This window comes from Glycomyces tarimensis (assembly GCF_054776215.1).
This window is the reverse complement of the sequence record NZ_BAAHCB010000018.1, coordinates 31,233-58,170: the sequence shown is the minus strand read 5'-3', so window position 1 is coordinate 58,170 and position 26,938 is coordinate 31,233. Positions and strand designations below refer to the sequence as shown.

20 protein-coding genes, 1 tRNA gene and 1 pseudogene are annotated in these 26,938 nt (G+C 68.6%); 7 read left to right on the top strand and 15 right to left on the bottom strand.

All coding sequences use genetic code 11. The features are described 5' to 3' along the window. Positions 1 to 2,055 carry an excinuclease ABC subunit UvrB gene (uvrB, locus tag ACYVK3_RS13840; RefSeq protein WP_460497913.1) on the bottom strand — a complete coding sequence of 685 codons (2,055 nt, stop codon included), beginning with the start codon at positions 2,053 to 2,055 and terminating at the stop codon, positions 1 to 3. Between the two features lie 78 nt (positions 2,056 to 2,133). Here uvrB and ACYVK3_RS13835 point away from each other — a divergent pair, with 78 nt between their 5' ends. Then, the gene (locus ACYVK3_RS13835; protein WP_460497912.1) at positions 2,134 to 3,534 is read left to right on the top strand and encodes a hypothetical protein; all 1,401 of its coding nucleotides are present in this window, start codon (positions 2,134 to 2,136) and stop codon (positions 3,532 to 3,534) included. A gap of 60 nt (positions 3,535 to 3,594) precedes the next feature. On the opposite strand, the gene coaE is transcribed toward ACYVK3_RS13835, so the two are convergent. The 4 genes from coaE to ACYVK3_RS13815 form a co-directional block, all read right to left on the bottom strand. After that, positions 3,595 to 4,785, bottom strand: a complete 1,191-nt coding sequence (coaE, locus tag ACYVK3_RS13830; RefSeq protein WP_460497911.1) for a dephospho-CoA kinase — start codon at positions 4,783 to 4,785, stop codon at positions 3,595 to 3,597. 68 nt (positions 4,786 to 4,853) lie between these two features. After that, a complete protein-coding gene (rpsA, locus tag ACYVK3_RS13825) occupies positions 4,854 to 6,353 on the bottom strand; it encodes a 30S ribosomal protein S1 (protein WP_460497910.1) in 1,500 nt (499 codons plus the stop codon). A 250-nt stretch (positions 6,354 to 6,603) separates the two neighbouring features. Then, positions 6,604 to 9,303, bottom strand: coding sequence for a DNA polymerase I (gene polA / locus ACYVK3_RS13820; RefSeq protein ID WP_460497909.1), 2,700 nt, complete (start codon positions 9,301 to 9,303; stop codon positions 6,604 to 6,606). Positions 9,304 to 9,430: 127 nt separating this feature from the next. Beyond that, positions 9,431 to 10,048 (bottom strand): ANTAR domain-containing response regulator, encoded by a 618-nt coding sequence (locus ACYVK3_RS13815; RefSeq protein WP_460497908.1) that lies wholly within the window; start codon positions 10,046 to 10,048, stop codon positions 9,431 to 9,433. A gap of 195 nt (positions 10,049 to 10,243) precedes the next feature. On the opposite strand from ACYVK3_RS13815, the gene ACYVK3_RS13810 reads away from it, so the two are divergent. The 3 genes from ACYVK3_RS13810 (at position 10,244) to ACYVK3_RS13800 (ending at position 13,103) form a co-directional block, all read left to right on the top strand. Further along, positions 10,244 to 10,317, top strand: a tRNA-Leu gene (locus tag ACYVK3_RS13810). Between the two features lie 370 nt (positions 10,318 to 10,687). Then, on the top strand, positions 10,688 to 11,608 hold the full coding sequence (locus ACYVK3_RS13805) for an NAD(P)-dependent alcohol dehydrogenase (protein ID WP_460497960.1): 921 nt from the start codon (positions 10,688 to 10,690) through the stop codon (positions 11,606 to 11,608). Positions 11,609 to 11,783: 175 nt separating this feature from the next. Continuing rightward, the gene (locus ACYVK3_RS13800; RefSeq protein ID WP_460497907.1) at positions 11,784 to 13,103 is read left to right on the top strand and encodes a jacalin-like lectin; all 1,320 of its coding nucleotides are present in this window, start codon (positions 11,784 to 11,786) and stop codon (positions 13,101 to 13,103) included. 70 nt (positions 13,104 to 13,173) lie between these two features. Here ACYVK3_RS13800 and ACYVK3_RS13795 read toward each other — a convergent pair whose 3' ends face one another. Together ACYVK3_RS13795 and ACYVK3_RS13790 are read right to left on the bottom strand one after the other, a co-directional pair. Then, the gene (locus tag ACYVK3_RS13795) at positions 13,174 to 15,117 is read right to left on the bottom strand and encodes an acid phosphatase (RefSeq protein WP_460497906.1); all 1,944 of its coding nucleotides are present in this window, start codon (positions 15,115 to 15,117) and stop codon (positions 13,174 to 13,176) included. Next, on the bottom strand, positions 15,114 to 15,251 hold the full coding sequence (locus ACYVK3_RS13790; RefSeq protein ID WP_460497905.1) for a hypothetical protein: 138 nt from the start codon (positions 15,249 to 15,251) through the stop codon (positions 15,114 to 15,116). Before ACYVK3_RS13790 ends, ACYVK3_RS13795 begins: the two co-directional genes overlap by 4 nt. 70 nt (positions 15,252 to 15,321) lie before the next feature. Between ACYVK3_RS13790 and ACYVK3_RS13785 the strand changes: the two genes are divergently transcribed. Next, positions 15,322 to 16,065 carry a class I SAM-dependent DNA methyltransferase gene (locus ACYVK3_RS13785; RefSeq protein ID WP_460497904.1) on the top strand — a complete coding sequence of 248 codons (744 nt, stop codon included), beginning with the start codon at positions 15,322 to 15,324 and terminating at the stop codon, positions 16,063 to 16,065. Between the two features lie 44 nt (positions 16,066 to 16,109). Here ACYVK3_RS13785 and ACYVK3_RS13780 read toward each other — a convergent pair whose 3' ends face one another. Both ACYVK3_RS13780 and ACYVK3_RS13775 read right to left on the bottom strand, forming a co-directional pair. Next, positions 16,110 to 17,075: an anti-sigma factor RsbA family regulatory protein gene (locus ACYVK3_RS13780; RefSeq protein ID WP_460497903.1), complete on the bottom strand. Its 966-nt coding sequence runs from the start codon at positions 17,073 to 17,075 to the stop codon at positions 16,110 to 16,112. Continuing rightward, positions 17,072 to 17,479, bottom strand: coding sequence for an STAS domain-containing protein (locus tag ACYVK3_RS13775; RefSeq protein WP_460497902.1), 408 nt, complete (start codon positions 17,477 to 17,479; stop codon positions 17,072 to 17,074). Before ACYVK3_RS13775 ends, ACYVK3_RS13780 begins: the two co-directional genes overlap by 4 nt. 684 nt (positions 17,480 to 18,163) lie before the next feature. Here ACYVK3_RS13775 and ACYVK3_RS13770 point away from each other — a divergent pair. Continuing rightward, entirely contained in the window at positions 18,164 to 19,723 is a 1,560-nt protein-coding gene (locus ACYVK3_RS13770) for an RICIN domain-containing protein (protein ID WP_460497901.1), read from the top strand. Between the two features lie 50 nt (positions 19,724 to 19,773). On the opposite strand, the gene ACYVK3_RS13765 is transcribed toward ACYVK3_RS13770, so the two are convergent. Continuing rightward, positions 19,774 to 20,061, bottom strand: a complete 288-nt coding sequence (locus ACYVK3_RS13765) for a hypothetical protein (protein WP_460497900.1) — start codon at positions 20,059 to 20,061, stop codon at positions 19,774 to 19,776. Between the two features lie 52 nt (positions 20,062 to 20,113). On the opposite strand from ACYVK3_RS13765, the pseudogene ACYVK3_RS13760 reads away from it, so the two are divergent. Beyond that, positions 20,114 to 20,356: pseudogene (locus ACYVK3_RS13760) on the top strand (winged helix-turn-helix transcriptional regulator); the annotation flags it as partial. 50 nt (positions 20,357 to 20,406) lie between these two features. On the opposite strand, the gene ACYVK3_RS13755 reads toward ACYVK3_RS13760, so the two are convergent. From ACYVK3_RS13755 to ACYVK3_RS13735, 5 genes are all read right to left on the bottom strand, one after another. After that, on the bottom strand, positions 20,407 to 22,284 hold the full coding sequence (locus ACYVK3_RS13755; RefSeq protein WP_460497899.1) for a glycoside hydrolase family 127 protein: 1,878 nt from the start codon (positions 22,282 to 22,284) through the stop codon (positions 20,407 to 20,409). Continuing rightward, positions 22,281 to 23,102, bottom strand: coding sequence for a carbohydrate ABC transporter permease (locus ACYVK3_RS13750; RefSeq protein ID WP_460497898.1), 822 nt, complete (start codon positions 23,100 to 23,102; stop codon positions 22,281 to 22,283). The genes ACYVK3_RS13755 and ACYVK3_RS13750 overlap by 4 nt, the downstream gene beginning before the upstream one ends. Then, complete coding sequence (locus ACYVK3_RS13745) at positions 23,102 to 23,971, bottom strand: carbohydrate ABC transporter permease (RefSeq protein ID WP_460497897.1); 870 nt, start codon at positions 23,969 to 23,971, stop codon at positions 23,102 to 23,104. Before ACYVK3_RS13745 ends, ACYVK3_RS13750 begins: the two co-directional genes overlap by 1 nt. Before the next feature lie 28 nt (positions 23,972 to 23,999). Then, positions 24,000 to 25,307 carry an ABC transporter substrate-binding protein gene (locus ACYVK3_RS13740; RefSeq protein WP_460497896.1) on the bottom strand — a complete coding sequence of 436 codons (1,308 nt, stop codon included), beginning with the start codon at positions 25,305 to 25,307 and terminating at the stop codon, positions 24,000 to 24,002. A 74-nt stretch (positions 25,308 to 25,381) separates the two neighbouring features. Next, positions 25,382 to 26,938 (bottom strand): Ig-like domain-containing protein (locus ACYVK3_RS13735; protein ID WP_460497895.1); only part of this gene is annotated, 1,557 nt, incomplete at its 5' end.

Sequence of the window (26,938 nt, the reverse complement as noted above, 5' to 3'; positions counted from 1 at the left end):
TCAGGCGCCCGCCTCGTCGAGCTGGCGCAGTTCGCGTTTGAGGTCCGCGATCTCGTCGCGGTAGGCCGCGGCCAGCTCGAAGCGCAGCTCCCTCGCCGCGGCGAGCATCTGCTCGTTGCGCTCCTCCATCTGCTGGACGATCTCGGAGCGGACCCGGGCCACGCCCTTCTCCTGCTTCGGGCCGCGGTCGGGCCTGGTCTCCTTGACGAAGTGCTCGGTGTCGGCCGCGGTGTCGTAGAGGTCCTCCATGATGTCCGCGATGCGTTTGCGCAGCGGCTGCGGGTCGACCCCGTGCTCGAGGTTGTACGCGACCTGCTTCTCGCGGCGACGGTCCGTCTCGTCCAGCGCCGCCTTCATCGAGTCGGTGAGGTTGTCGGCGTACATGAGCACCGTGCCGGACAGGTTCCGGGCCGCGCGACCGATCGTCTGGATCAGCGAGGTCGACGAGCGCAGGAAGCCCTCCTTGTCGGCGTCCAGGATCGCCACGAGCGAGACCTCCGGCAGGTCGAGGCCCTCTCGCAGCAGGTTGATGCCGACCAGGACGTCGAAGTCGCCGCGCCGCAGCTCCCCCAGCAGCTCGACGCGCCGCAGGGTCTCCACCTCCGAGTGCAGGTACTGCACCCGGATGCCGTTGTCGAGGAAGTAGTCGGTGAGGTCCTCGGCCATCTTCTTGGTGAGCGTGGTGACCAGGACCCGCTCGTTCTTGGCCGCGCGCTCCCTGATCTCGTACATCAAGTCGTCGATCTGGCCCTTCGTGGGCCGGACCTCCACCTGCGGGTCGACCAGGCCGGTGGGGCGGATGACCTGTTCGACGAACTCGCCGCCGGTCTGTTTCATCTCCCAGGGACCCGGAGTGGCCGACAGGTACACCGTCTGGCCGACGCGCTCGCGGAACTCGTCGAACCGCAGCGGCCGGTTGTCCTGGGCGCTGGGCAGGCGGAAGCCGTGCTCGACGAGGTTGCGCTTGCGGGAGGCGTCGCCCTCGGACATCGCGCCGATCTGCGGGACGGTCTGGTGGGACTCGTCGAGGATCGTGACGAAGTCCGAGGGGAAGTAGTCGAGGAGCGTGTGGGGCGGGGACCCGGCGGGGCGGCCGTCGATGTGCCGCGAGTAGTTCTCGATGCCGTTGCACGTGCCGGTCTGCTTCATGTTCTCCAGGTCGAAGACCGTGCGCATGCGCAGGCGCTGGGCCTCCAGGAGCTTGCCCTGGGCCTCGAGCTCGCTCAGGCGCTCCTCGAGCTCGTCCTCGATGTCGCGGATGGCCCGGGCCATCCGCTCGTCGCCGGTGGCGTAGTGCGACCCGGGGAAGATCAGGACGCGGTCGACCTCGCGGATCGCCTCGCCGGTGATCGGATGCAGGTAGTAGAGCCGGTCGATCTCGTCGCCGAACATCTCGATGCGGATCGCCAGCTCCTCATAGGCCGGGATGATCTCGATCGTGTCGCCGCGGACGCGGAAGGTGCCGCGAGTGAAGGCGATGTCGTTGCGGGCGTATTGGACGTCGACCAGGCGCCGCAGGAGCTTGTCGCGGTCCCATTCCTGGCCGACGGCGACCTCGGTGGCCTGTTCGAGGTACTCGGCGGGGGTGGCCAGGCCGTAGATCGCCGACACGGTGGCGACCACGACGACGTCGCGGCGCGTCAGGAGCGAATAGGTGGCGCGGTGGCGCAGCCGCTCGACCTCCTCGTTGATCGAGGCGTCCTTCTCGATGTAGGTGTCGGTCTGCGCGACGTAGGCCTCGGGCTGGTAGTAGTCGTAGTACGAGACGTAGTACTCGACCGCGTTGTTCGGCAGCAGCTCGCGGAACTCCTTGGCCAGCTGCGCGGCGAGGGTCTTGTTGTGAGCCATGACCAGGGCGGGCCGCTGGAGCTTCTCGACGAGCCACGCGGACGTGGCGGACTTGCCGGTGCCGGTGGCGCCCAGGAGCACCACGTCGCGCTGCCCGGCCTCGATGCGTTCGGCCAGTTCCGCGATCGCCGTAGGCTGGTCGCCGGCCGGCTCGTACTCGCTGACGACTGCAAAGTGCCCGTCGGCGCGGGGAATATCGAATGCCACGGACCAACGGTAGCCCGGACCACCGACATAGACCGGCGGCGCCGGTGACTTTTCGGGCACTGGCTCGTTGGTCACTCCGTGAGCACCACTACTGCGACACCTCTGAAGTCCGCCCTCCTGTGGGCCTTGGCCATCATCCTCGCGATAGGCGCCGCCGGCTGGCTCGCCGTCTCGTGCGGAGCCGACCGGGTCGGCGCCGAGCGGCCCGTCACCGAGGAGGAGGCCGAGACGCTGGCGGCGCTGCGCTACCGCAACTACACGTCCGAACCGGTCGCGGTGCGGATGCAGTTCGCGGCGGACGGCGAAGCGATCCTCGTGGACGGCTACCTCGACTGGCGGCAGCCGCTGCTGTACGCGCGCGTCCCGGACGCCGAGGGCGGCCACCGACTGGTGCAGGCGATTCCGGGCCTGGCGGCGACGCACGCCGACGACGAGGCGTTCGAGGAGGCGAAGGCCCCCGCTTCGGACTGGAGCCCGCGCCAGATGCTCAGCGGCGGCGCGCTCCCGGCGGAGACCGCGTTCGACGTGCTGGTCTCCGCGATGTTCAGCCTGACCGCCGACAAGGGCGACGACGCGGCCCTCCTGGCGGAGCACGCCACCTGGCGCGAGGACGGCGTCATCGACGGCGAGCCGGTCGACACGTTCCGGGCGCCGCTCATGGTCGAGTCGAACGATCCGGCCGCGGGACGCCCCGAAGCGCTGTACTCGCTCGACCGCCACGGCGACATCCGCCGATTCCAGGTCAACACCGGCGGTTCCGAGCTGGCCACGGTCGACTTCCTGCGCGAGGCCGAGTTCGACGCTTCGAACCTGGAGGCGGTCGACCTGCTCGGCGGCGGCTCGATCGAGCCGACCGAGGTCGACGAGGATCTGGCCGAGACGCTCGCACAGGTGCGCTCGGCGAACTGGTCGGAGTCGGCGACGGTGGCGATGTCGGTGCCGATCGCCGACGGCCAGGTCGCGCACGGGCACGGCTACATCGACTGGCGCACCATGACGGCGTACTTGAACATCGCGGACGCCGACGGGCATCGGCTGTTCCTGGCTCGGCCCGGCGGCCTGGCGAGCATCGGCACCGATTCGGACGAGCTGCCCCAGACGCTGCCCGACGAGGGCTGGGAGACGCACGCGCTCACCGACGAGGCGATCGCGGAACGCTTCGGGCCGGTGGAGACGCTGACATACCGGCTCCTGGAGATGAGCGCCGAAGAGGCCGCGGACGCCGACGAGATGGCGTCCGAGGCGGTGCTGCTGCGCGTCGACGGCGAGGGCGAGCAGGCGACGCACGTCGTCGAGTTCCCCGTCGCGGGCGACGCCGACGCCGCCGAGGGCGAGTCCGCGTTCCGCTACCACATCGAGGCCGATCGGCTGAGCGAGGTCGAATTGATGACGTTCTTCGGCGTGGCCAGTGCCGAACTGGAGCACGAGGACTATCCGATGATCGCGATCCCGTGGACCGTCAACGAGAAGATCGGCTGACGCCGCCGGAGTTACCGATGGATCTGGCCCCTCGGCCAGATCCATCGTCCATCACCTCCGCTAACACACCGGAGGGTGCCAGCCTGTGGCTTCGGCCCACTTGTTCGCGCGAGGCCATCCCTCGCGGAGGAACCAGGGCTCCTTCGCCTCGACGTAGGCCTTGGTCGAGTCGACCTTGGCGGCGAGCTCGCCTTTGGCCTGGGCGTAGTCGGCGCGGGCCCGGGCGTCGGCTCGCAGCCAGTCGCGGAACAGCAGCGCGAACCGCTGACCGGGGCTGTCGATCGGCCGGAAGTGGATGTGAGCGATATTACCCGGGTCGGCGTAGCCGTAGAAGCGCTTCTCCCATTCGGCCACGTCGGGGCGGTCGGGCTTGGGTTCGTCGAAGGCCCGGCGGCCGAAGAATCCCGCCTCGCCGAGTGCGTCCTCGAGCATGTCGACGGCCCGGAGGGTCACGACGGTGACCTGGATGTCGATGACGTCCTTGGCCGGCAGTCCCGCCACGGCGGAGGAGCCGACGTGGTCGATGCGGACCGCGCTGGGGCCCATGACGCGGCGCAGACGCGCCGCCAGGTGTTCGAAGCGCCTGGGCCAGGCCGGGTCGGACTCCACGAACTGGAGTTTGTCGGGGCGGTCTTGCTTGCGCCCCAAGTGAAGGTTCTCGGAGAAGGGGACGATGCGCTCGTCCCACAGCATGGTCACTCGTCGTTCGATGTCGGCACGGCCGTCCCGGTTGTAGAGCACGACGTCACAGACCTCGCGGCGTTCCGCGTCACTGGCCTGGGCATCGATTCGTCGTAGGGCGTCGTCGCGGTCCATGCCGCGTTCGACGAGCCGTTCGAGCCGGAGCTCTCGCGGCGCTTCCACATCGATGGCGAGGTGGAAACTCGGTGCTTGGCCGGTCTCGGCCAGCAAGGGAATGTCCTGGACGACGATGGTGTCGTCCGGTTGGGCTGCGGTGAGCTCTCGGGCTCGCAGACGGACTCGCGGATGCACGATCGCTTCGAGTTCGGCGCGCGCGTGCGCGTCGTCGAAGACGATTCGGGCGAGTCGGGCACGGTCGAGTGCGCCGTCGGCGTCGAGGATGTCAGGGCCGAAACGGGAGACCACCGCGGCGAGGCCTTCGGTGTCCGGGGCGACCACTGCTCGGGCTAGGGCGTCGGCGTCGATCACGAATGCGCCCAATTGCGCCAGCTTCGCCGCGACCGTGCTCTTACCGGCTCCGATGCCACCGGTCAATGCGACTTTTAGCACATGTAAAACACTACCCGCCCCAGGCGAACAACCTGGGACGGGTAGTGGTCTGTCAGCTTAAGGAGTGACTAGCTCCCGGCGAGCTTCTCGCGCAGTGCGGCGAGGGCCTCGTCGGTGGCCAGCGTTCCCGAAGGCTCGGCCGGGGCCGCCTTCTTCTCGGAGGTCTGCTTCTTCGCGCCCTTTTCGCCCTTCGGGGCGGCTTCGCCCTCGGCGGGCTTGGCGGGCGGTTCGGAAATGGTGCGCTCCGAGATCTGCTTGCCGTGCTCTTCCCAGCGGGTGCGGGCCTCGGCGTACTGACGCTCCCACTCTTCGCGGGCCTCGTCGTAGCCTTCCATCCACTCGCCGGTCTCCGAGTCGAAGCCCTCCGGGTAGATGTAGTTGCCCTGGTCGTCGTACTGCGCGGCCATGCCGTACAGCGTCGGGTCGAACTGCTCCTCGTTCTCGACGAAGGCCTCGTTGGCCTGCTTGAGCGACAGGGAGATCCGGCGGCGGTCCAGGTCGATGTCGATGACCTTGACCATGGCGTCGGAGCCGACCTTGACGACCTGCTCGGGAACCTCCACGTGACGCTCGGCCAGCTCGGAGATGTGAACCAGGCCCTCGATGCCGTCCTCGACGCGGACGAACGCGCCGAACGGAACCAGCTTGGTGACCTTGCCCGGCACGATCTGGCCGATCGCGTGGGTGCGGGCGAACTGGCGCCACGGGTCTTCCTGAGTGGCCTTCAGCGACAGGGAGACGCGCTCGCGATCCAGGTCGACCTCGAGCACCTCGACCTCGACCGGCTGGCCGACCTCGACGACCTCGCTGGGGTGGTCGATGTGCTTCCAGGACAGCTCCGAGACGTGAACCAGGCCGTCGACCCCGCCGAGATCGACGAAGGCGCCGAAGTTGACGATCGAGGAGACCGTGCCCTTGCGAACCTGGCCCTTGGCGAGCTGGTGCAGGAACTCGGTGCGGACCTCGGACTGGGTCTGCTCCAGCCAGGCGCGACGCGACAGGACCACGTTGTTGCGGTTCTTGTCGAGCTCGATGATCTTGGCTTCGAGCTCACGGCCGACGTACGGCTGGAGGTCGCGCACGCGGCGCATCTCCACCAGGGACGCCGGCAGGAAGCCGCGGAGGCCGATGTCGAGGATGAGACCGCCCTTGACCACTTCGATGACCGAGCCGCGGACGACGCCGTCCTCGTCCTTGATCTTCTCGATCGTGCCCCAGGCGCGCTCGTACTGGGCACGCTTCTTGGACAGGATCAGGCGGCCTTCCTTGTCCTCCTTCTGGAGGACGAGGGCCTCAACGTGATCGCCCACAGCGACGACGTCTTCAGGATCCACGTCGTGTTTGATCGACAGCTCGCGCGAGGGGATGACGCCCTCGGTCTTGTAGCCGATGTCGAGCAGGACTTCGTCCCGGTCGACCTTGACGACGGTACCTTCGACGATATCGCCGTCGTTGAAGTATTTGATGGTCGCGTCGATCGCGGCAAGGAGATCCTCGTCAGAGGCGAATTCGTCGACCGTGGTGCTGTTCTCAGCGTTGCTCGAGGTGGCCTCGATGCTGCTCGTCATGTGGGCTGGTGCTCCGGATACGTTCAGAATTGTGGGCTCGCGCCCGCGTCCCGCAAAAATACGGTTCCGCACGCGTCGTAGTGACGCGCGAGACGCGAATGCTCGCAGTTACAGTGCGCCCGGCCGTCTTGCCGTTGCCGGCTCGTGTCCTGCTCCCTTCTGAGGACACAGACATGCCTAGGCCAGTCCAGGTTACCGTGCGCGATATCCCCACGCCAGTCCGGGCCGGATTCGGTGTTCACGAACACCGCTAATGGGCGGCGGCTTCCCACGAATCGCCGAACCCGGCGGAGACCGTGAGCGGCACCGCGAGCTCGGCGGCGCCCGACATCTGCTCGCTCACGAGCCGCTCGAGCTGCTGCGCCTCCCCGGGCGCGACCTCGCACACGAGCTCGTCGTGGACCTGCAGGATCACGCGGGACTCGAGCCGGTGCGCGCGCAATTCGCGGTCGACGCCGAGCATCGCGGTCTTCATGATGTCGGCGGCGCTGCCCTGGATCGGGGCGTTGAGCGCGGCACGCTCGGCCATCTCGCGGCGCTGGCGGTTGTCGGAGGTCAGATCCGGGAAGTAGCGGCGCCGGCCCATGATCGTCTCGGTGTAGCCGGTCTTGCGGGCCTGTTCGACGACGGTGTGCAGGTAGTCGCGGACCTTCCCGAAGCGGTCGAAGTAGTCGTTCGCCAGCTGCTGCGCCTCCTCGGTGGAGATCCCCAACTGCTGGCTGAGCCCGTACGTGGACAGGCCGTAGGCCAGGCCGTAGGACATGGCCTTGATCTTGCGGCGGTGTTCGGCGGTGACCTCGGCGGGAGCGACCCCGAAGACCTTCGCGGCGACGGCCCGGTGGATGTCCTCGCCGGACTTGAACGCGTCGATCAGACCCTCGTCGCCGGTGAGGCTCGCCATGATGCGCATCTCGATCTGGCTGTAGTCCATGGTCATCAGCGACTCGTAACCGTCGCTGACGACGAACCCGGCTCGGATGTCGCGCCCCGCCTCGCTGCGCACCGGGATGTTCTGAAGGTTCGGATCCGAGGACGACAGGCGCCCGGTGGCGGCCACGGTCTGGTGGAAGGTGGTGTGGATGCGCCCGTCCGGCTGGATGGTGGCGCGGAGGGTCGCCACGATCTGCTTGAGCTTCTCGACATCGCGATAGCGCAGCAACTGCGCCAGCAGCGGGTGCTGCGTCTTCGTGTACAGCTGTTGGAGCGCCTCGGCGTTGGTGGTGTACCCGGTCTTGGTGCGCTTGGTCTTCGGCATCTTCAGCTCCTCGAACAGGATCTCCTGGAGCTGCTTGGGCGATCCGACGTTGAACTGGCGGCCGACGATCGTGTGGGCCTCGTCCGTGGCGTCCTTCGCCTTGGCCGCGAAGCTCGCCTCGATGTCGGCGAAGTGGCCCTCGTCGGCGGCGATGCCGACGATCTCCATGCGCGCCAGGACGCCGGTGAGCGGATACTCCATCTCCTCGGCGAGTCGGGCCTGCTGGCGCTCGGCGAGCCGCTCGGTCTCGGCCGCGGCGAGATCGGCGACGATGCCCGCGGCGGCGCAGTCGGCCTCGAAGCGGGACTTGTCGTCGGCCATGGCCGCGTCGAGTCCGACGAGCGTGCCCTCGCCCGACTGCTGGGCGGTGGTCTCGAGCTCCCGGCCGAGGTACTGCATGGCCAGGTCGCCCAGGGCGTAGGTGCGCTGCTCGGGCTTGAGCAGATAGGCGCCGATGACGGTGTCGGCCTTCAGACCGGCCGGCTCGGGCCAGCCGGCGGCATCGGCGCCCCAGTTGAAGCCCTTGACGTCGTGGACGAACTTGCCGCGCTCGCCGTCGGCCAGCCACCTGGTCCAGGCCTTGTCGTCCTCGGCGTCGAGTTGGGAGGGGTCGAACCACAGCGCCTCACCGCCCTCGGCCAGCGCGATCGAGTCGAACGAGCCGGCGCCGGACTCGAAGGTGCCGGTGTAGGCCACGGCGACGTCACCTTGGTGCGCGTCGAGCCAGGCCTGCATGCCGCCCGGTTCGAGCTTGGCGGCGCGGAGGTCGTCGACCGCCGCCCGCTTCGGGGCGGCCTCACCGAGGGCTTTGTCGCCGAGGCTCGCGTTGATGCGTTCGCCGAGGGTGCGGAACTGGAGGGCGTCGAACAGCTCGTTGGTCTCCTCGACCGACCAGCCCTCCCAGGCGAGGCCGTCGATGTCCTCGGGCAGTTCGAGGTCGCGGACGAGCCCGTTGAGCCGGTGGTTGCGCAGGACGTCGTCGAGGTGATCGCGCAGGTTCTGGCCGGCCTTGCCGCCGATCTCGTCGATCTTCTCGACCAGGCCGTCCAGGGAGCCGTACTTGACGATCCACTTCGCCGCGGTCTTGGGGCCGACGCCGGGGACGCCGGGCAGGTTGTCGGACTTCTCCCCCACCAGCGCGGCCAGGTCGCGGTAGCGGTCGGGGGCGACGCCGTACTTCGCCTCGACCAGGTCGGGGGTGTAACGGGCGAGGTCGGTGACGCCCTTGACCGGATACAGCAGCGTGACCGCCCCATTGACCAGCTGGATGGTGTCGCGGTCCCCCGAGGAGATGAGGGTGTGCGCACCGTGCTGCTCGCCCTGGGCGGCGAGGGTGGCGATGATGTCGTCGGCCTCGTAGTTCTGCTTGGTGAGCCACTTGATGCCGAGGACTCCCAGGAGCTCCTGGATGATCGGGATCTGGCTCTTGAACTCCTCGGGCGTGTCGGCGCGGCCGTCCTTGTACTCGGCGTACTCCTCGGTGCGGAAAGAGCGGCGTGAGACGTCGAAGGCCACGGCGACGTGCGTCGGCTTCTCGTCCCTGAGCAGGTTGATGAGCATGGACGCGAAGCCGTAGACGGCGTTGGTCACCTGGCCGTCGTCGGTCGAGAACTTCTCAGCGGGGAGCGCGAAGAACGCGCGGAAGGCCATCGAATGGCCATCGATCAGCAGCAGACGAGATTGCGAAGCGGTCACGCCTCAGAGCCTATCGAGTGCCTCCGACAAGCGGGGAGATGGCCGAATCGGCATGTCCGATCCGGGCCTGGAAGACGGATCGGCCCGCGAACCTGCTGGTTCGCGGGCCGCAGGCCTGAGCGGGCGCCTACTCGGCGTCCTGGGCTTCCTTCTCCTTGGCTTCGTCGATGACGCGGTTGGCGACGTCCCGCATCGACAGGCGGTGGTCCATCGCGGCGCGCTGGATCCAGCGGAAGGCGTCGGGCTCGGGCATGCCGTACTGGGTCATGAGCAGCCCCTTGGCGCGATCGACGAGCTTGCGGACCTCGAGGCGCTCGGTGAGGTTCGCGACCTCTTTCTCGAGGGCGGTCATCTCGGCGAAGCGGGTGAGCGAGAGCTCGATGGCCGGCACCAGGTCGGACTTCTGGAACGGTTTGACGAGGTAGGCCATCGCGCCGGCGGACTGGGCGCGATTGATGAGATCGCGTTGGCTGAACGCGGTGAGAATCACCACGGGAGCGATGCGCGCGGACACGATCTTCTCGGCCGCCTGGAGGCCGTCCATGATCGGCATCTGGATATCGCAGATCACCAGGTCGGGCTGGTGCTCCTGGGCGAGCCGGACAGCGGCCTCGCCGTCGGCAGCCTCGGCTACGACCTCGTAGCCCTCCTCGGTGAGCATCTCGGCCAGGTCGAGGCGGATGAGCCCCTCGTCTTCGGCGATGAGCACGCGCTTGCGCGGCTCCTCGGCGGCCTTGCTCGTCATGCGTGTCCGTACCTTTCATGCGCGTCTGGTCGGTCGGCGTGCGGCATTGACGGCACACCAGGCACTCAGCTTATCCGGCGTGGCCCGCCGATGCAGCTCCCTATGTCGAGCGTTTCGGACAGGCGGGCCCAACTGTCACCCTCCGCACCCCGGGGGTATCATATGCTGCGGTCCGAACTTGACGGCTCGGAGCCCGGCCCGGTATTCCAATTGGCAGAGAAGACGGATTCAAAACCCGTACAGTGTGGGTTCGAGTCCCACCCGGGCTACTTTTCTCACCCCAGGTCAGACAGCCGGATCGTCATCGACCTGGGGTTTCCTGTGCTTCTGCTTCGTCGTCAGCGGTTGTAGGCCGGTGTGCGCGAGCCTCTTCCCCACGATTCCCCCACCGAGATCGATTCCCGCACCAAAGCATTCGACTACGAGGCCTGCCGCCGCCAAGCGCACCAAGGGGCAGCAGGCCGCCCACATGCTCCGGCGGCTCCCGGCCGGCCGCCGCCGCGACCAGCCCGAACCATGAACCTCACGAATCGAGGACGGAGCACTTGCCACCGAACCGGATCGGCATGAAGTTCTACTGCGTTCCTTGCAGGTACGATGAATTCCATTCACCCTCATTGACGAGAGGCCCCTGTGACGATGCGAGCGGCCGTGTGCATGCAATACGGACCACCTGAAGGTCTCGAACTGCGAGCATTGGCGAAGCCGGAGCCGGCGCCCGGCGAGGTGCTCATCAAGGTGTTCGCGACGACGGCGCACGTCGGAGACACCCGGATCAGGCGAGCGGACCCGTTCCTGGTGAGACTGGCGTACGGGCCGTTGAAACCGCGGAAGGCTCTCGTGCTCGGACTGGAGATCTCCGGTGTCGTCGAAGCCGTCGGGCGCAAGGTCACGTCGTTCACCGCCGGCGATGCGGTGTTCGCCTTCACCGGATTCGGGCTGGGCGGATACGCCGAGTACCGGTGCCTGGCCGCCGCGGACACCGGGCGCCCCGGGCGGACGGGACTGGTGGCCCACAAGCCCGCGAACCTGGCCCATGAGGAGGCGGCCGCTGTCCCGGCGGGAGGACTCACGGCCCTGAAGAATCTGCAGAAAGCGCGCATCCGGCCCGGCCACAAGATCCTTGTCAACGGCGCTTCAGGCAGCCTGGGAACGTACGCCGTCCAGCTCGCCAAACACCACGGCGCCGAAGTCACCGCCGTCTGCGGCACTGGGAACCGCGATCTGGTCGCCTCCCTCGGTGCCGACACGGTCATCGACTACACCGAAGAAGACTTCACCCAGGGCCAGGGAGCGTATGACATCGTGTACGACGCCGTCATGAAGACGACCGCGGCACGCTGTCGACGAATCCTGAACCACGGGGGCGTGTTCGTCGGCAATTCCCGCCTGCCGCGGATGGAGCATGCGGACCTGGTGTTCCTGAGGGACCTGATCGAACAAGGGCGCCTGCGACCTGTCATCGACAGGACGTACTCGTTGGACGAGATCGTCGAGGCGCACCGATACGTCGACCAGGGGCACAAGAAGGGGAACGTCCCCGTCACCGTATCCGCGTAGCGACACCGTCTCTTCTCGATCGCCTGTCGCCCAAAGTCTCTGACAGCGGAACTCATTCACGGCACGAGCGCCTCCGTGTAAACCGCAGGTCTCGAACAGGTCACGTCCATCGGCCAGTCTGGGCGACGACCGCCGGCGAATCCGCGTCGGCGCCCGTGACGACTGGAGCAAGCACATGCGAATACTTCGGGCACTGGCCGCGTTCATCCCGATCGCCGCGACGATCGGCCTCGCCGCCCCGGCATCGGCGCAGGAAGTCCCCAGTGGATCGTTCTCGGTCCTCAGCTACAACGTCGCCGGGCTCCCGCTCGGGCTCGGCGACGGTGACCCCGAGAGGAACACGCCGATCATCGGGTCGCGCCTGGACCCGTATGACATCGTTCACGTCCAGGAGGACTTCAACTACCACGCCGCGCTGTACGCGGCCGACGACCATGCGCACCGGACGCCGACGAGCGGCGGCGTGCCCTTCGGCGACGGCCTCAACACGCTCTCGCACCTGCCGTTCGAGGACTTCGAGCGCGTCCGCTGGGACGAGTGCTCCAGCGGCTCGGGCGACTGCCTGACGCCCAAGGGTTTCACGTTCATGCGGGCGCGGCTGGCGGAGGGCGTGTGGGTGGACCTGTACAACCTGCACACCGACGCCGGCGTCGAGCCGGGCGACCTGGAGGCACGGCGCGCGAACCTCGATCAAGTCTCGGCGTTCATGCGGACGCACTCGGCGGGGAACGCGGTGATCGTTTACGGCGACACCAACACGCGATACACGCGAGCAGGCGACGACATCGCCGGGTTCGCGGCGGCCAACAGGCTGTCGGACCCGTGGGTCGACCTGGTGCGCGGCGGCGACGCGCCCGACAAGGGCGATGAGGCGATCGTCTGCGACGACGCGAACGTGACCGACTCGTGCGAGGTCGTCGACAAGATCCTGTACCGCGGCGGCGATTACGTGCGCCTGGAAGCGGTGGAATACCGCAACGACGACACCGCCTTCCGCGATGCGAACGACGAGCCGCTCTCGGACCACTACCCGATCACGGCCGAGTTCGACTGGTCGGTGGACTCGCGATTTCGGATGAGCGACCAGTTCGGCGGGCCCCACGGGACCTCCTTCACCGACATCGACGACATCGGCGCGGGTGCCGAAGCGACGGAGCTGCGACTGCGCGGCGGATCGCGGATCGACCGCGTCGGGATGACGCTGGCGGACGGAACGAAGCTGGACCACGGCGGCAGCGGCGGCACGCTCGCCACACTGGAGTTGCGTTCCGGGGAGCATCCGGTCGAGCTGTTCGTGTGCCGGGGTGAGCACGAGGGCCGCACCCGAATCTTCTACGCCCGCTTCACGACCGATGACGGACGGACACTGGCAGCCGGCGCCCCGACAGGCGACTGCGCCACGTACACCGCGCCGTCGGGCTGGCAGATCGCCGGCTTCCACGGCCGCGCGGGAGACGAGCTCGACAAGGTCGGCGTGATCTACACGCGACGCTGACCATCCGCTCGCGGGGCCGGCCGCGTGCGGCAGGTCCCGCGAGCGGATTCGGTGCCGACAGGAAGGAGCCTCAGTCGATGCGGATCGTGATGGTCTTCTTGGTGTAGGTCGCGGTGGCGCTGCGGCCCTCCAGCTCCAGTTCGATCGCGTCGAATGCGCCCTCGATCTTCTTCGCCTTGACGAGCGGCACGTCGACGCCGCGGATCGGCGGGCGCTGGAGGTCGAGCCTGACGCGCAGGACGCTTCCGGTCTCGAGCCTGAGGGTGCCGGCGACTTCGAGCATCGGCTCGTCGCCGTCGTCGGCGGTGACTTCGAGGACCGCTCCGGCCTGCGTGCAGTCCCCGTGCATGTCGACGTGGTCGGCATCGAGGACCAGCGCGCCGCCCTTGACTTGGACGTCACCGGTGCCGAGGGCGGTGGCCGACGCTGCGGTGAGCGTCCCCGACTCGACGTAGGTGCCGCCCGAATAGGCGTTGTCCCCGGTGAGGGCGAGTGAGCCGGAGCCGGCCTTGTGCAGCTTGCCGGAACCGCCGATGTCGTTGCGCCACACATCGCGCGCGTGGAAGCCGCCGAGACCGGCGTCCATGACCACGCGGACGTCGCCGTCGAATCGGCCGTAGCCGTCGGCGGCGGCGAACAGGTCCAGCCGTCCCCACTGCTCGGGGCCGTCCAGGATCGGGTAACCGGAGGGCAGGGCGGTGGTGCGCAGGACCTCCCGGCGCTCCTCGGCGCCCAGGTACGGCAGCCGGGTCTCCAGGATCGCCTCGGCTCCCTTGGGGACGGTCATGTCTGTCTTGTCGCCGCTGCTCTCCAGCGTGTAGGTCAAGGCCGATTCGACGATCACCCGGTTGGCCTCGCGATCGGCGTACTGGTCGGTGTCCGTTCCCTCTCGGTGGGCGTAGGAGTACAGCTCGCGTGTGCCGGTCTGGGCCGTGAAGTAGGCGAGGGCCTGCTCGCGGGCGGCGGCCCGCAGCTCGGCGTACCGGGAGTCGTAGAGGACCGCGGCGGCCAGCGCGGTGCCGAGCACCCGCCCGCCGATGACGTCGACCGGCGAGTGCATCCCGGAGACGATGCGGTTGTCGGACAAGTCCGCGGCGCGGGCGATGAGCTCCTGGAAGCGTTCGGGGATGGCGTACGCGAGTGCGATCGAGGCCAGCCAGTGGGCGTTGGTGTGGCCGCTCGGGAAGCCGCCGTCCTTGTCCGGTTCGGTCGACCGCTGGCGCAGCAGCTCCGCCGCGACGTCGACTTCGGATTCGTACGCGGGGTGGCCGAGTGGGGACACCGCACCGGTCTCGACGACCTCGCTGTCGCGGTTGAGCCGCCAGGGACGCGGGTATTGGAAGGTGTATTTGCTGGGGTTGGAGGAGGCGTGCGGGCCGCGCACGGTGTTGACGAGTTCCACGACCTTGCCGAGGTCGGAGTCGGTGGCGCCGGCGCCGGTGGCGGAGCCCGCGGGGGCGTCGTCGGGGACGGAGTCGCTGAACTTGCCGTCGGGGGTGCCCTCGGGCGCGCTGGTGATGGAGGTGACGGCCTTGGCTCCGGCCTTGTAGACCGCCTCGAGCGGGCCGAGGCCGGCCAAGGCGCTGTAGCTCTGGTGCTGGCGGTCGGAGATGAAGGCTGCCTTGGCTTCGGCGTCGGTCCGCTGGGCGGTGGTCTCGACGCTGTAGTCGATGTTGGCCTGCAGCGTCTTCGTGTCGACGACGAGCCCGTTGTCCCATTCCGATCCGGTCTGCCAGAGCTGCTCGAAGCCGCTGAGGATGCGGACGGCGGCGTTGGTGTCGGCGGAAAGGTTGTCGGTGGTGTTGGTGAGGTAGTCGTCGACGAACGCGGTGCCCGCCCATTGGGCCGGGGCCGCCGGTGCCGGAGCGGCTGCCTTCGCGAAGACGGCGGGGGCCTCCGGGGTCTTGGCGACCGCGCCTTCCGCGACGGCGGTCGAGGCGGCGGCGCCGGCGGCGAGAGCGGCGGAGCCGAGCAGGAGGCGGCGACGGTCGATCGTGTGCTGTTGAGCGGTCATGTTGTCTCTTCCAGAAGCCCGGGGTTATCGGTAACGCCATCACTGTCGCCGTGATCGGTGAACTCGCCCTCGACGATGCGTGAACCCGCGGTGGACGAGTACTGACGCTTGCCGATCGGAACGATGCGCCGCATGGCGCGCCGAAGGCGGGAGCCCGGGCAAAACCGGTGGCGCGCCGCCGGCCGCTGCCGATAGCCTCCGCGGATGAGCAATCCCGCGGACTACTTCAGCGGCGAGGCCGCCGACAGCTACGACCAGAGTTCGGCCGAGATGTTCGCGTCCGATCGGATCGACCCCGTCGTCGACGTGCTGGCCGAGCTCGCCGGCGAGGGCCGGGCGCTCGAGTTCGCCTCCGGCACCGGCCGAATCGCCCTGCCGCTGGCCGAGCGCGGCGTCCCGGTGAGCGGCATCGATCTGTCCGCCGACATGACCGCGCTCCTGCGGGCCAAGCCTGGAGGCGACGCCGTCGACGTCACCGTCGGCGACATCGCGACCACCCGCGTCCAGGGCTCCTTCCGCGTGGTCTACCTCGTGTTCAACACCATCGGCAATCTGACCACGCAGGACGCTCAGGTGGCGTGTTTTGCGAACGCCGCGGCGCACCTCGAAGCCGGTGGCCGCTTCGTCATCGAGACCGGCGTTCCGGAGCTGCGCCGACTCCCGCCCGGGCAACGCGCCGTGCCGTTCCAGACCGCGCCGGACCGTTGGGCCTTCGACCTCTACGACTGCGCCACGCAGCAGATGAGCTCGAATTACGTGACCGTGCTCGACGACGGATCCGGCCGCGAACGCTCCATCCCCTTCAGGTACGTCTGGCCGTCCGAGCTGGACCTCATGGCCCGCATCGCCGGCATGAGGCTGCGACACCGCTGGGCCGACTGGCACCGCACCCCGTTCGACCATGAGAGCGGGGCCCACGTCTCGATCTGGGAGAAACCTGCCGCATAGCGCGGCCCGGCCGCCGAGCTCCCGCGTCGGCGATTCGGCGTGCGTCAGGCGAGCGGGTCTCGGTAGGTGGGCAGTCGCAGGTAGATCCGCACCGTGGTGCCGCTCGGGCTGGTGTGCATACGGACGAGGTCGACGATCTGATTCACCAGCACCAGGCCACGACCGTGCCGCTTCGTCTCGTCGGTCGGCAGCCGTCCGGCGAGCGGATCGGTGATCTGGCCCGAGTCGCTGACCTCCCAGACGAGGTGGGTCTCGTCGGTCCACACGCGGAAGGTGCCGACGCCGCCGCCGTGGTAAATGCTGTTCGTGAGCAGCTCGGTGACGGCGATCTCGAGATCGACGAGCTGGTTCATGGTCAGGCCGACACTCCGGCCGTACGAGGTGATGAACCATCGCGCGTTGTCGAGGGTGCCCCGATCGGCGTTCCGTTCGATGGCCCGCGTCGGAGCCGGGGCCAGGGGCCGGTTGTAGTCGGTGAGGATGCGGTCGGGGTCGTACTGCTCGCTGGGGTGGCGGCCGGAGCGGTCGATGAGGACCGGGTGGGTGGCTCTCGCGTCGGCGATGGCCTGCGGAGCGAGCCCTTGGGTGTCGTAGGGGCACAGTTTGGTCACAGCGCGGCCGTTGAACGCGAGGTTCAGCAGCGCCTCGTGCTGGACGCAGGCCGGGTACTCGACCTCGGTGCGGCCGGGCCAGATCGGTTCACCGATGATGCGCACCCGGCGGCCCTTGTGGGCGTCGATGAACGAGCGCAGCACGCCGGGGATGATCCTCCCCGGGTTGGCGCCGGCGTCGGTCATGTCGATCAGCAGGACCCGATCGGCGGCGGCTCCGAGAGCGCCGCGGATGGATTCGAGATTGTGTTCGGGGACGGCGGCGGCCACCGGCTCGTCAGCGGTCAGCGCGGCGTCGATGAAAGGGACCGTACCGGCAAGGTATTCCTCCGAGGAGGAGTAGAAGAGCGCCGGATGGTCGAACCCGTCCTCCGTCTCTTGGACGGTCGCAGCGGTCATTGTTCTCCCTTGATCGTGATCGCGGCCGCACCATCCGGCCACAAGACCTGCATCACGCGTTGCAGGCCGGGGGGCGCCCCGTAAACCACGATCCGTTGCCCGTCGTTCAATTGGCTTGCGATGTCCACCAGCAAGGTGACGCCGCGAACATCGATGAAGGTCAGCTCGGTCAGGTCCAGATGGATCTCTTCACCCTGACCCGCCACCTGTCGCAGCGCCCGTTCCCAGGCACGGTGACCATTCAAATCTATCTCGCCGACGGCCCGGAGGGTGACCCCATGGCAGTCGCAGTGGGTGATTTGCAGCGGATCATCCGCATTGCCCTGGTCGGCCGATAGCTTGCAGGGAGGCGACTGTGAGGGCGGGCGCGCCCCCGAGGCTCCGCCGACTGCGCGCTCTGCCATCACGGCACCTCCCAATGGTCACTGCGTCCTGGTGAAACTCACGGGAGCTGTCGCTCCACTGACTGCCTTATGGGTCCACACGTTGAACGGCGGAGTTGGGATGCATCGAAATCCGCTTCCGACCTGGGGCCGGACACATCTGTCGAATGAGGGTTCGACTGGATGTGGTCACGAATGGTATCACCGGGAATCGGGCTGTCGCCGGGTTCGCGCCGCCGATAGTTACCAAGGACTCGGCGCTCGCGACAGCACGGGCGGCGGCGGTCGGGCCGATCGGTTCTCGTCCCGCCACGGCCGCAAGCACAATCGGTGGCCGCCGGGGCGGCGTGGGCCGGCTCGGTGTCATCGCCGGAGCAGTCCCGAGTGTGACGCGCTCGGGCCACTGCGGGGGCCGCGGCGCTGCGGAGCGTGCGGCCGTTTCGTCGAACACCAGTAGGTCTCGTTCGGCCGTCCCCGCAAATCGGGACGAAACCCACCGGCGCCGTCGACGGCGGGCCGCGCCCGTCGTCCGGGCAGGCCACGCGGGCGTTCACCGCCCCGGCTTGTGTTAGCGATAACTTTGCTCTATTCTTTAGCCAAGTTGATATCGACACCAATAAATTCCTCGATTGCTGAGGGCTTACCCGGCATATCTCAGCGGTCGGGCGGGCGGCCTTCCGCCCGTGGAACACTTGGAGTTCAAACATGCAGAACAACGCCACGACGAGCCTGCCGAGAGGCGACTCCGAACCCGCCCCGCCGAGCCGGCGCAAGCGCCGCCTCATCGCCATGCTCGCGGTGGTCACCGCCGCACTCGTGACCGCCGCCTCATTCCTACTCGCCACGACCACTGCGCAGGCCGCGATCGCGCCGGGCACGTGGTACACGATCACCTCCCGCCACTCCGGGCTCGTCCTCGGCATCGAGGGCGCGTCCACCGACACAGGAGCTCAACTCGTCCAGTACTCCGCCACCGGCGCGACGAATCAGCAGTTCCGGTTCATCGACGCCGGGGGCGGCTACTGGAGAATCCAGGCGCGGCACTCCGACCTCGTGCTCGACGTCTACGACTGGAACGCCGACGACGGCGCCACCATCGCTCAGTGGACCGACCTCGGCGGCACCAACCAGCAGTGGACGGCCACCGAGGACTCGGCCGGCTACTACACCTTCACCAACCGCTTCTCCGGCAAGAACCTCGATGTCTGGGAGCACTCCACCACGTCGGGAGCCAGGATCTCCCAGTACGAGCCGACCGGCACCGCGAACCAGCAGTGGCAGCTCACTCCCGCGGGCTCCACACCGACCGACCCGCCGACCGGAGAGCCCGCCGACGAGTGCGGCAACCCGCCGAGCCAGCCGTCGAACCTTGGCGGCGACCTCGGCACGCACGACCCGGCGCTGTGGGCCGGCTGCGCCGGCGAGCCGTGGTACGTCTTCGCCACGGGCGACGGACGGTTCAACGACGGCAACATCCCGATCCGTACCTCGACCGACGGCGGGCGGACCTGGCGGAGCCTCGGCGCCGTCTGGAACACCAAACCCGCATGGATCTCCCAGCAGATCCCCGGCGTCGACAACCTGTGGGCCCCGGAGATCTTCCACGACGCGCAGCAGGGCAAGTACTACCTTTACTACTCGGCCTCGACGTTCGGATCGCAGCGCTCGCTGATCGGTCTCGCCACCAATACGACGCTCGACCCCTCCGCACCCGGATACCGCTGGGTCGACGAGGGCGTCGTGTTCCAGTCGTACGAGGGCAATGCGTACAACGCGATCGACCCGAACATCATCGTCGACTCCAGCGGCAGGCACTTCATGGTGTTCGGGTCCTGGTGGGAGGGCATCCACGTCGTCGAGCTGGCGTGGCCCTCCGGCAAGCCCGCCGCGGGCGCGTCGCCGATCAGACTGGCCACCAAGGGCGGCGGCATCGAGGGACCGTCGATGATGAAGCGCGGCGACTACTACTACCTCTTCGTCTCGCTGGGCAAGTGCTGCGCCGGCGCCGACTCGACGTACCAGATCGCCGTAGGCCGCTCGACCTCGCCGACGGGGCCGTTCGTGGACGCGAACGGCGTCGACATGCGCAACGGCGGCGGGACGGTGGTCCTCGGACGCCACGGGAGCTTCGTGGCCTCCGGCGGCCAATCACTGCATAGAGGGCTGATGGCCTACCACTCGTACGGCTCGAACGGCGGCTTCGCCCTCGGCATCGAGCAGATCCAGTGGAACGCGGCGGGCTGGCCCGTCCTCGACGGCAACTGACACCTCGCCCATCGGGCGCCCCTCGACGGGGCGCCCGATGGGCGAGGAACTCAAGCCGCCGTCTCGACCCGCTCCTCGAGCGGCTCGACCTTGCGGACCCTGAGCATCGACGCGGCGACGACGAGGCCGAGGGCTGCGAAGGCGGCGGCGAAGACGAAGCCGAGCCGGTAGCCGCCGGTCATGGCCTCGGCCGCCGAGGCGCCGTCGTCGAGCAGCGACCGTGTCCTCGCGGCGACCACCGTGCTCAGCACCGCCAGACCGACCGCGCCGCCGACCTGCTGGGCGGTGTTGAACAGCCCCGAGGTGACCCCGGCGTCCTCGGGGCGCGAGTCCGACATGCCCAGCGACATCAAAGCCGGCATGGTCAGGCCGAACCCGAGCGGCGCGACCAGCATCCCGGGCATCAGCCGCCGGATGCTCACCTTGACGCTGCGCAACCTCGAACGCGATGGTCTGCTCACCCGGACCGTGTACCCGACCGTGCCGCCGAAGGTGGAGTACGCGGCCACCGACAGCGCGCGCGAGCTCTACGCGCACCTCAACGGCCTGCTCGAATGGGCCGAGCGCCACCAGCCCGACATCATCGAGGCACGCCGCGACTACGACCGCGAGCGCGGTCTGAGCGCGGTCTGAGACGTCGAGGAGGGCGGCACGGCTCTCGACGTGCCGCCCTCTCCCTCGCGCTAAGCGGTCGGAAGCCAGACCCGCATGGTCGCCGGGCCGCGCGTGGCCCGCAAGTGGAATGGGATGAGGCCGATATCGGCGGCCTCGCGTTCCTCTTCGGGGTCCGGATCGGGACCGTACGGCCAGGCGTCGGCATTGCGGTGAACGTGGCCGGCGACGGTCACCGTGCCGTTCTGGACGACCGGGTCCTTGCCCGGGTCGACGGTCAGGTCGATCACGTCGGCGCCGCCGGGCGCATCGATCGACTCGGCGCACAGCACCAGCGGGCCCCGCTCGACGGCGACGCAGCCGCGCACCGCGTCGATCCGCGGGTCCGGACTGGTCCACCTCGGGGCCACCGGCAGTTCCAGCCGCACCACGTCGCCGGCGGCGAAATCGTGCGTGAGGCCGACGGAGCCGGGCTCGACCGTGCGGCACCTCCCCGACGGTTCGGTCAGGATCGCGTACTCGGCCCAGGAAGGCACTCTCAGGCTCAGCGTCCACGGTCCGGCCTCATTGCGCTCGATGCGCACGGCGATCGCGCCGCTGTCGGGGTAGTCCGACTCGACCGAGACCTCGATCGGGCCGCCGGCGAGGTCGGTGGCGATGCTCGCGGGCATGTACTGGTGGATCTGAAGGCCCTCGTCGTCGACGGTGGCGATGTATGCCGCGAGCGAGGCGAAGGTGCGCGCCAGGTTCGTCGGGCAGCAGGAGACGTCGAACCACGGCGCGCGTCGCCCGCGGGCGGCTTGGTGCGGCAGGGCGCGGTCGGCCGGGGGCTCCGGATCCGCGGTGCGCACCTGGAGCGGGTTGGCGTAGAAGAACGACGTCCCGTTCGGGTCGACGGCACCGGCCAGGACGTTCCAGGCGACGCGCTCGATCATGTCACCGTAGGAGGACTCGCCGGTGGCCAGGAGCAGCCGCCACGCGGTCATCACGGCGGCGACTCCCGCGCACGATTCGGCGTAGGCCCGGTCCGGGGACAGCGCGAAGTCCTCGCCGAAGGCCTCGTCGGTGTAGCGCGAGCCCATGCCGCCGGTGAGGTGGGTGCGCCGGGCCAGTGCGCGTCGCCATTGGCGCTCGACTGCTTCGCGCAGCTCGCCGTCGCCCGTGTCGGCGGCGACGTCGAGCGCGCCGGCCGAGAGGTAGAGCGCGCGGACCGCGTGGCCGCGCAGCACTTCGGCCTCGCGCACGGGCACGTCGTCCTGGTAGTACTGCCCGGCGTCGGCGAGCGTGTGCCGCCCGTGGCGTTCGATGAACAGCCGCGCCTGCTCCAGATAGCGCCGTTCGCCGGTGGCGCGGGCGAATTCGGCCAGCGCGACCTCGATCTCGGCGTGTCCGCAGATGCGCTCGATGCCGCCGGGGCCGAAGGTCTCGCAGACGTGGTCGGCGACCTTGCGCGCCATGCGGACGAAGTCGTCCTCGCCGTGGGTGCGCAATCGGGCGACGGCGGCCTGGATGAGGTGGCCGTAGCAGTACAGCTCGTGGCCCCATTCGAGGTCGGAATAGCGGGGCCGCTGTCCGGGATTGCCGAACATGGTGCTGAGGTAGCCGTCGCTCTGCTGGGCCGCGGCGATCCGCTCGGTGAGCCGGACGAACCGCTCCTCCATTTCGGGCGAGCCGGAGCGCCCGATCTCCCAGGCCATGGCCTCGGCGAGCTTGTAGATCTCCGAGTCGGAGAACTCGCGGCCGGCGCGCTCGAACGGCTCCCCCGCGGCGGCCTTCTCGAAGTTGGCGATCCAGCCGAGTTCTTCAAGCCAGTGGAGGCAGTGCCGGATGGTGGCCTCGGCATTGATCTGCTGCCTGCGGCCCCAGTACCCTCCGGTGATCCGGACCTCGTCGAGTCCCAGCGGGCGCAGGGCGCTCCGAGAGGGCAGCACGGGTGTGGACTTGGTCATCCTTTGATCGCTCCTGACATGAATCCTCGGACATAGTGACGTTGCAGCAGCGCGAAGAGCACCAGGCACGGCAGGGCCATGACGACCACGCCGGCCTGGGTCGCTCCGAAGTCGACGGCGCCCATCGACTGCTGGCGAAGGTTGGCGATTGCCACCGGCAGCACGGCCTTGTCGGCCTCGCTGACGAGAATGAGCGGTGCGATGAAGTCGTTCCAGGCGGCCAGGAACGAGAACAGGCCGACGGTGATCAGGCCGGGCCACACGGCGAACAGCATGACACGGGTGAGCACGCGCATGGATCCGCAGCCGTCGACCATGGCCGACTCCTCGATCTCCTTCGGCACCGCTTCGAAGGAGATGCGCATCATGAACACTGCGAACGGCAGCTGGTAGAGCGTGAGCACCAGCGCGAGTCCGAACAGGGAGTTGCGCAGCCCCAGATCGCCCAGCTGCGTGTAGAGCGGGATCAGCAGGGTGCTGTAGGGCACCATGAGGATCGCGATGGTGAGCAGGAACAGCGTGTCGCGGCCGAAGAACTTGAACCGCGCGAAGGCGTAGCCGCCCAGGAACGACAGCAGGAGCGTGAAGGCGACGGTGAGCAGCGACACGTAGGTGCTGTTCCACAGGTAGCGCAGCAGTCCGGCGTCGTATTCGAGCAGGGTCGCGTAGTTGCCGAAGCCGAAGCCGTCCTGCTGGTTCGTCGCCCCGTGCGGCGCGACCGAGGCGTAGCCGGTCCACACCAGCGGGAACAGGAACAGCACGGCCAGGCCGCCGGCGAGCACGTAGTAGGAGGTCCTCCCCCAGGTACCGGGCCGCATCAGTGGTCCCTCCTCAATGCGCGGAACTGCACGATGTTGAGCACCAGCAGCGCGATGAGCACCACCACGGAGATCGCCGCGGCGGCCCCGAGATCGAAGCGCTGGAACGCCTCTCGGTAGATCAGCTGCACGACGGTGACGGTGCTGTTGTCCGGCCCGCCCTTGGTGAGGATGAAGAACTGGTCGAACGCCAGCAGCGATCCGGTGATGGACAGGATGAGCACCAGGCCGAGGGCCGGGCGCAGCAGCGGCACGGTGACGTGCAGGAAGGCCTGCCAGCGGCTGGCGCCGTCGAGCCGGGCCGCCTCGTAGACCTCCGTCGGGATCGCCTGGAGGCCCACCAGCAGGATGATCATGAAGAACCCGGCGAACTTCCAGACGATGAGCACGACGGTGGAGAACAGCGCCATGTTCGGCGTGCCGAGCCACGAGATCGGCTCGTCGGTGATGCCGAGCCCCTGCAGGATCGGGTCGAGCGGGCCGATGGAGGGGCTGTAGAAGCCGAAGAACAGCAGTGAGGCGGAGGCCAGGCCGAGGGTGGTCGGCAGGAAGTAGGCGGTGCGGAAGAAGCCGCTGCTCCGCCCGGGGTTCTGCACGATCAGTGCGAGCAGGAGCGAGAGCCCGACCAGGAGCACCACGACGATGCCGGTGTACTTCAGGGTGAAGCCGACGGCGGGCCAGAACAGCCGGTTCTCGCCGATCGACTCGTAGTTCTCCGGGAGGTTGACGCCCTGGTAGCCGGCCAGCAGCGGCCAGTCGGACGCGGACATGCGCCCGACCAGCAGCAGCGGCGCGACGAAGAAGACCAGCACGAACAGCGCTACGGGTGCCGCGTAGGCCGCGCCGATCAGCTTGCGCGAATGTCGCATATGGAGTCTTTCCTTGTCGACCGGGATCTCAGCTGCTCAGCGATGCCGTGACGGCCTCGTTGAGCTCGGCGAGGTCGGCGTTCGGGTCGCCGTAGACGGCCTCCCTGACCAGCGGCAGCCACGGACCCTGGGGGTCGTTGAAGGTCTGCCCGAAGTTCAGCGAGTAGGGGGTGCGGCCGACGGCGACGAGGTCGTTCATGATGACGGCGTTCGGGTTGTCGGAGTAGTGCTCGTTGTCGGCCAGGTCGGTGCGAGCCATGACATCGCCGTTGGCGGCGAGGAGTTCGACCTGCTGCTGCTCCTCCAGGCTCCAGCGCAGGAAGTCCCACGCCTGGTTCGGGTGCTCGGAGTTGGCGCTGATGCCGATCGAGTCGCCGCCGACGAAGGTGGACTCGCCGCCGGTCAGACCGGGGATGGGTGCGACGCCCATGTCGAGGTCCTCGGGCATGAGGCCGAGCATCGTGGAGGGCATGGGCATGGCCCCGATGTTGCCTTCCGGAAACAGTGACACCCAGGTGGTGCCCGTCTCCTCCTCGTGGCCGGGAGCGACGGCGCCGTCCTCGACCAGGCCGCGCCAGATCGAGTAGACCTCCTGCGCCTCCGGGGAGTCGAGGAGGGACTCGGTGCCGTCCTCGTTCATGACCTCGGCGCCTTCGGCCCAGATGGAGGGCCACCAGGTGAAGACGTAGCAGCCGCCGCAGTTGCCGCCGAAGAAGGTGCCGTTGACGTCGCCGCCGAGGGCGTCGATCGCGCGGGCGTGCTCGGCGAATTCGTCCAGCGTCGTCGGCGGCTGCTCGGGGTCGAGCCCGGCCTGCTCGTAGAGGTCCTTGTTGTAGAACAGGACCGACAGGTCGAGGGTGTGCGGCACCAGGTACTTCCTGTCGTCGACCGTGCCCACCTCGATGTGGGAGGGGGCGAGGGCGTCGGCGAAGTCGAGCGCGTCGATCCGGTCGGTGATGTCCAGGTAGGCCCCCGCCGAGGTGAAGTTCGGCGCGAAGACCACGTCGAGCGCGAACAGGTCGGGCAGCTCCTGGTTGCCGGCGGCCGTGCCCACGCGGGTCTGGTAGTCGTCGGTGGGAATGACGGACAGTTCGACCTGGTTCTCGTGGGAGGCGTTGTACGCGTCCACGAGCGCCTGGGACTGCGCCTCGGTGGCGGCCCGGGTCCACATGGTGAGGGTGGTGCCGTCGTCGACGCCCTCGAGGACGACCTCCTGTTCGGAGCCGCCTCCTCCCCTGCCGTCGCCGCAGGCCGCCGCCGCCAGGACGGCGGCGGTGCCCGCCGCGACGACCGCTGCGGCGCGCCGGCTCCTCCTCGGACGTTCGTCGATGCTCATTGCCTGTGCTCCTAACACTAGGGATCAAAGGGGTTGGGCGAACGGCTCGCGCCGCCGCCGGTGCGGGTGCGAGTTCAGCTCGGTTCGATGACGGTGACGACCGCTTCGGCCTCCAGGGAAGTGCCTTCGATGGCGCCGCCGACGGTGAAGGCGCCTGGTTCGGCGTACTCCGAGGGGTCGATGTCGTCCCAGGTGACGGTGGTGGTGACGTTGTCCTTGGAGCCGTCGTTGTAGACGGCGGTGACCGTGACGGGCAGCGACGGCGCCTTGCCCGCGGTCGTGGTGACCTCCTCGGTCTCCAGCGCGGTGATCTCGACGTCGCCATGGAGTCTGACGTGGACGGTGGCGCTCGCGGGCATCGCGAGGCCGGTGACCAGTCCGTTCACGTCGGTGCTCGTGGCCGGCTCGGCGACGTCCTCCTCGGTGATCTGCCCCCACACGACCGGCAGGTCGAGCCGCGTGCCGTCGGCGAAGACGCCGGTGACGGTGTCGGGCAGTTCGGGGACGGCCCCGGCGACGGTGGGCTGGTGGATGTGGCGCACCGATTCGGGGGCCTCGGCGTAGGCCTTCCATTCGAGGACGCCGACCGAGGCCGCGTCGCTTTGGAGCACGGCTCGCAGGCCGGTGGTGGTCACCGGGGCGAAGGCCACCGGGTTGTACTGGTTCGCGGCGGTGCCGAAGGCGGCTTCGGCTTCGGCTTCGACATCGACCCATTCCTCGCCGTCGCGGTACTGGATGGTCCACGAGGCGGGGACGCGCACGCCGCCGCCGTCGTCGAAGAAGTACATGTCCGTAGAGGACACCCGGACCGGGTCCTCCCAGTCCAACTGGACCCACTGCTCGCCCGCTTCGGGCCAGGTGCCCCAGCGGGGGTTGGCGGAGTCGTTGGAGCGGGCCGGGTCGATGCCGTCGTTGATCGCGGTGACGTTCTCCCACGGGGAGGTGTAGGACGCCGAGGGCTCGGCGAACAGGGCGGCGTTGGTGCGCTCGTCGGGTTCGGCGATCTCGACGGCGACGGTGGCGGCACTCTGGAGTTCGCCGTCGTCGGCGGTCAGTTCGAGCGTGTACGCGCCCGGCGCGGTGAAGGTGGCGACGGTGGTCGCCGCGGCGTCGTCGTCGAAGACGACCGATCCGGGGCCGTCCACCAGCGACCACTGGACGGCCAGGTCGCCGTCGAGCGGGAGCCCGTCGTCCTTGACGGTGCCGGTGAGCTCCGCCTGCATGGCCTGCCGGAACGACGGGTCGTGGCGGGCGACGACGTAGGGCGCGGCGTTCTCGGCGGCCGGCGCGTCGTGCTTGGTGCGGAGTGCCTGGAACTCCTTGAGGCCGGTGGCGTGGCCCGACTGGTGTTCCATCACGACGCGGATGCGGTCGGTCTTGACGTCGTCGAAGGTGACCGCGTTGTAATTGGCGCGCGGGACGGCCGGTTCGGCGGCCTGGCCGGGGACGGGCAGCCATTCGGCGCCGTCGTGGTATTCGATGCGGTAAGTCGACGGTTCGAGCAGACCGTCGTCGGTGCGGTCGCGGTAGAAGTACAGGCGCACCTCGTCGACGTGCTCGGGTTTGTCGAACGCCACCTCGTACCAGTCGGTGTCGTTGCCCGAGCCGGCACTGCTCCAGTACGGCGCGTT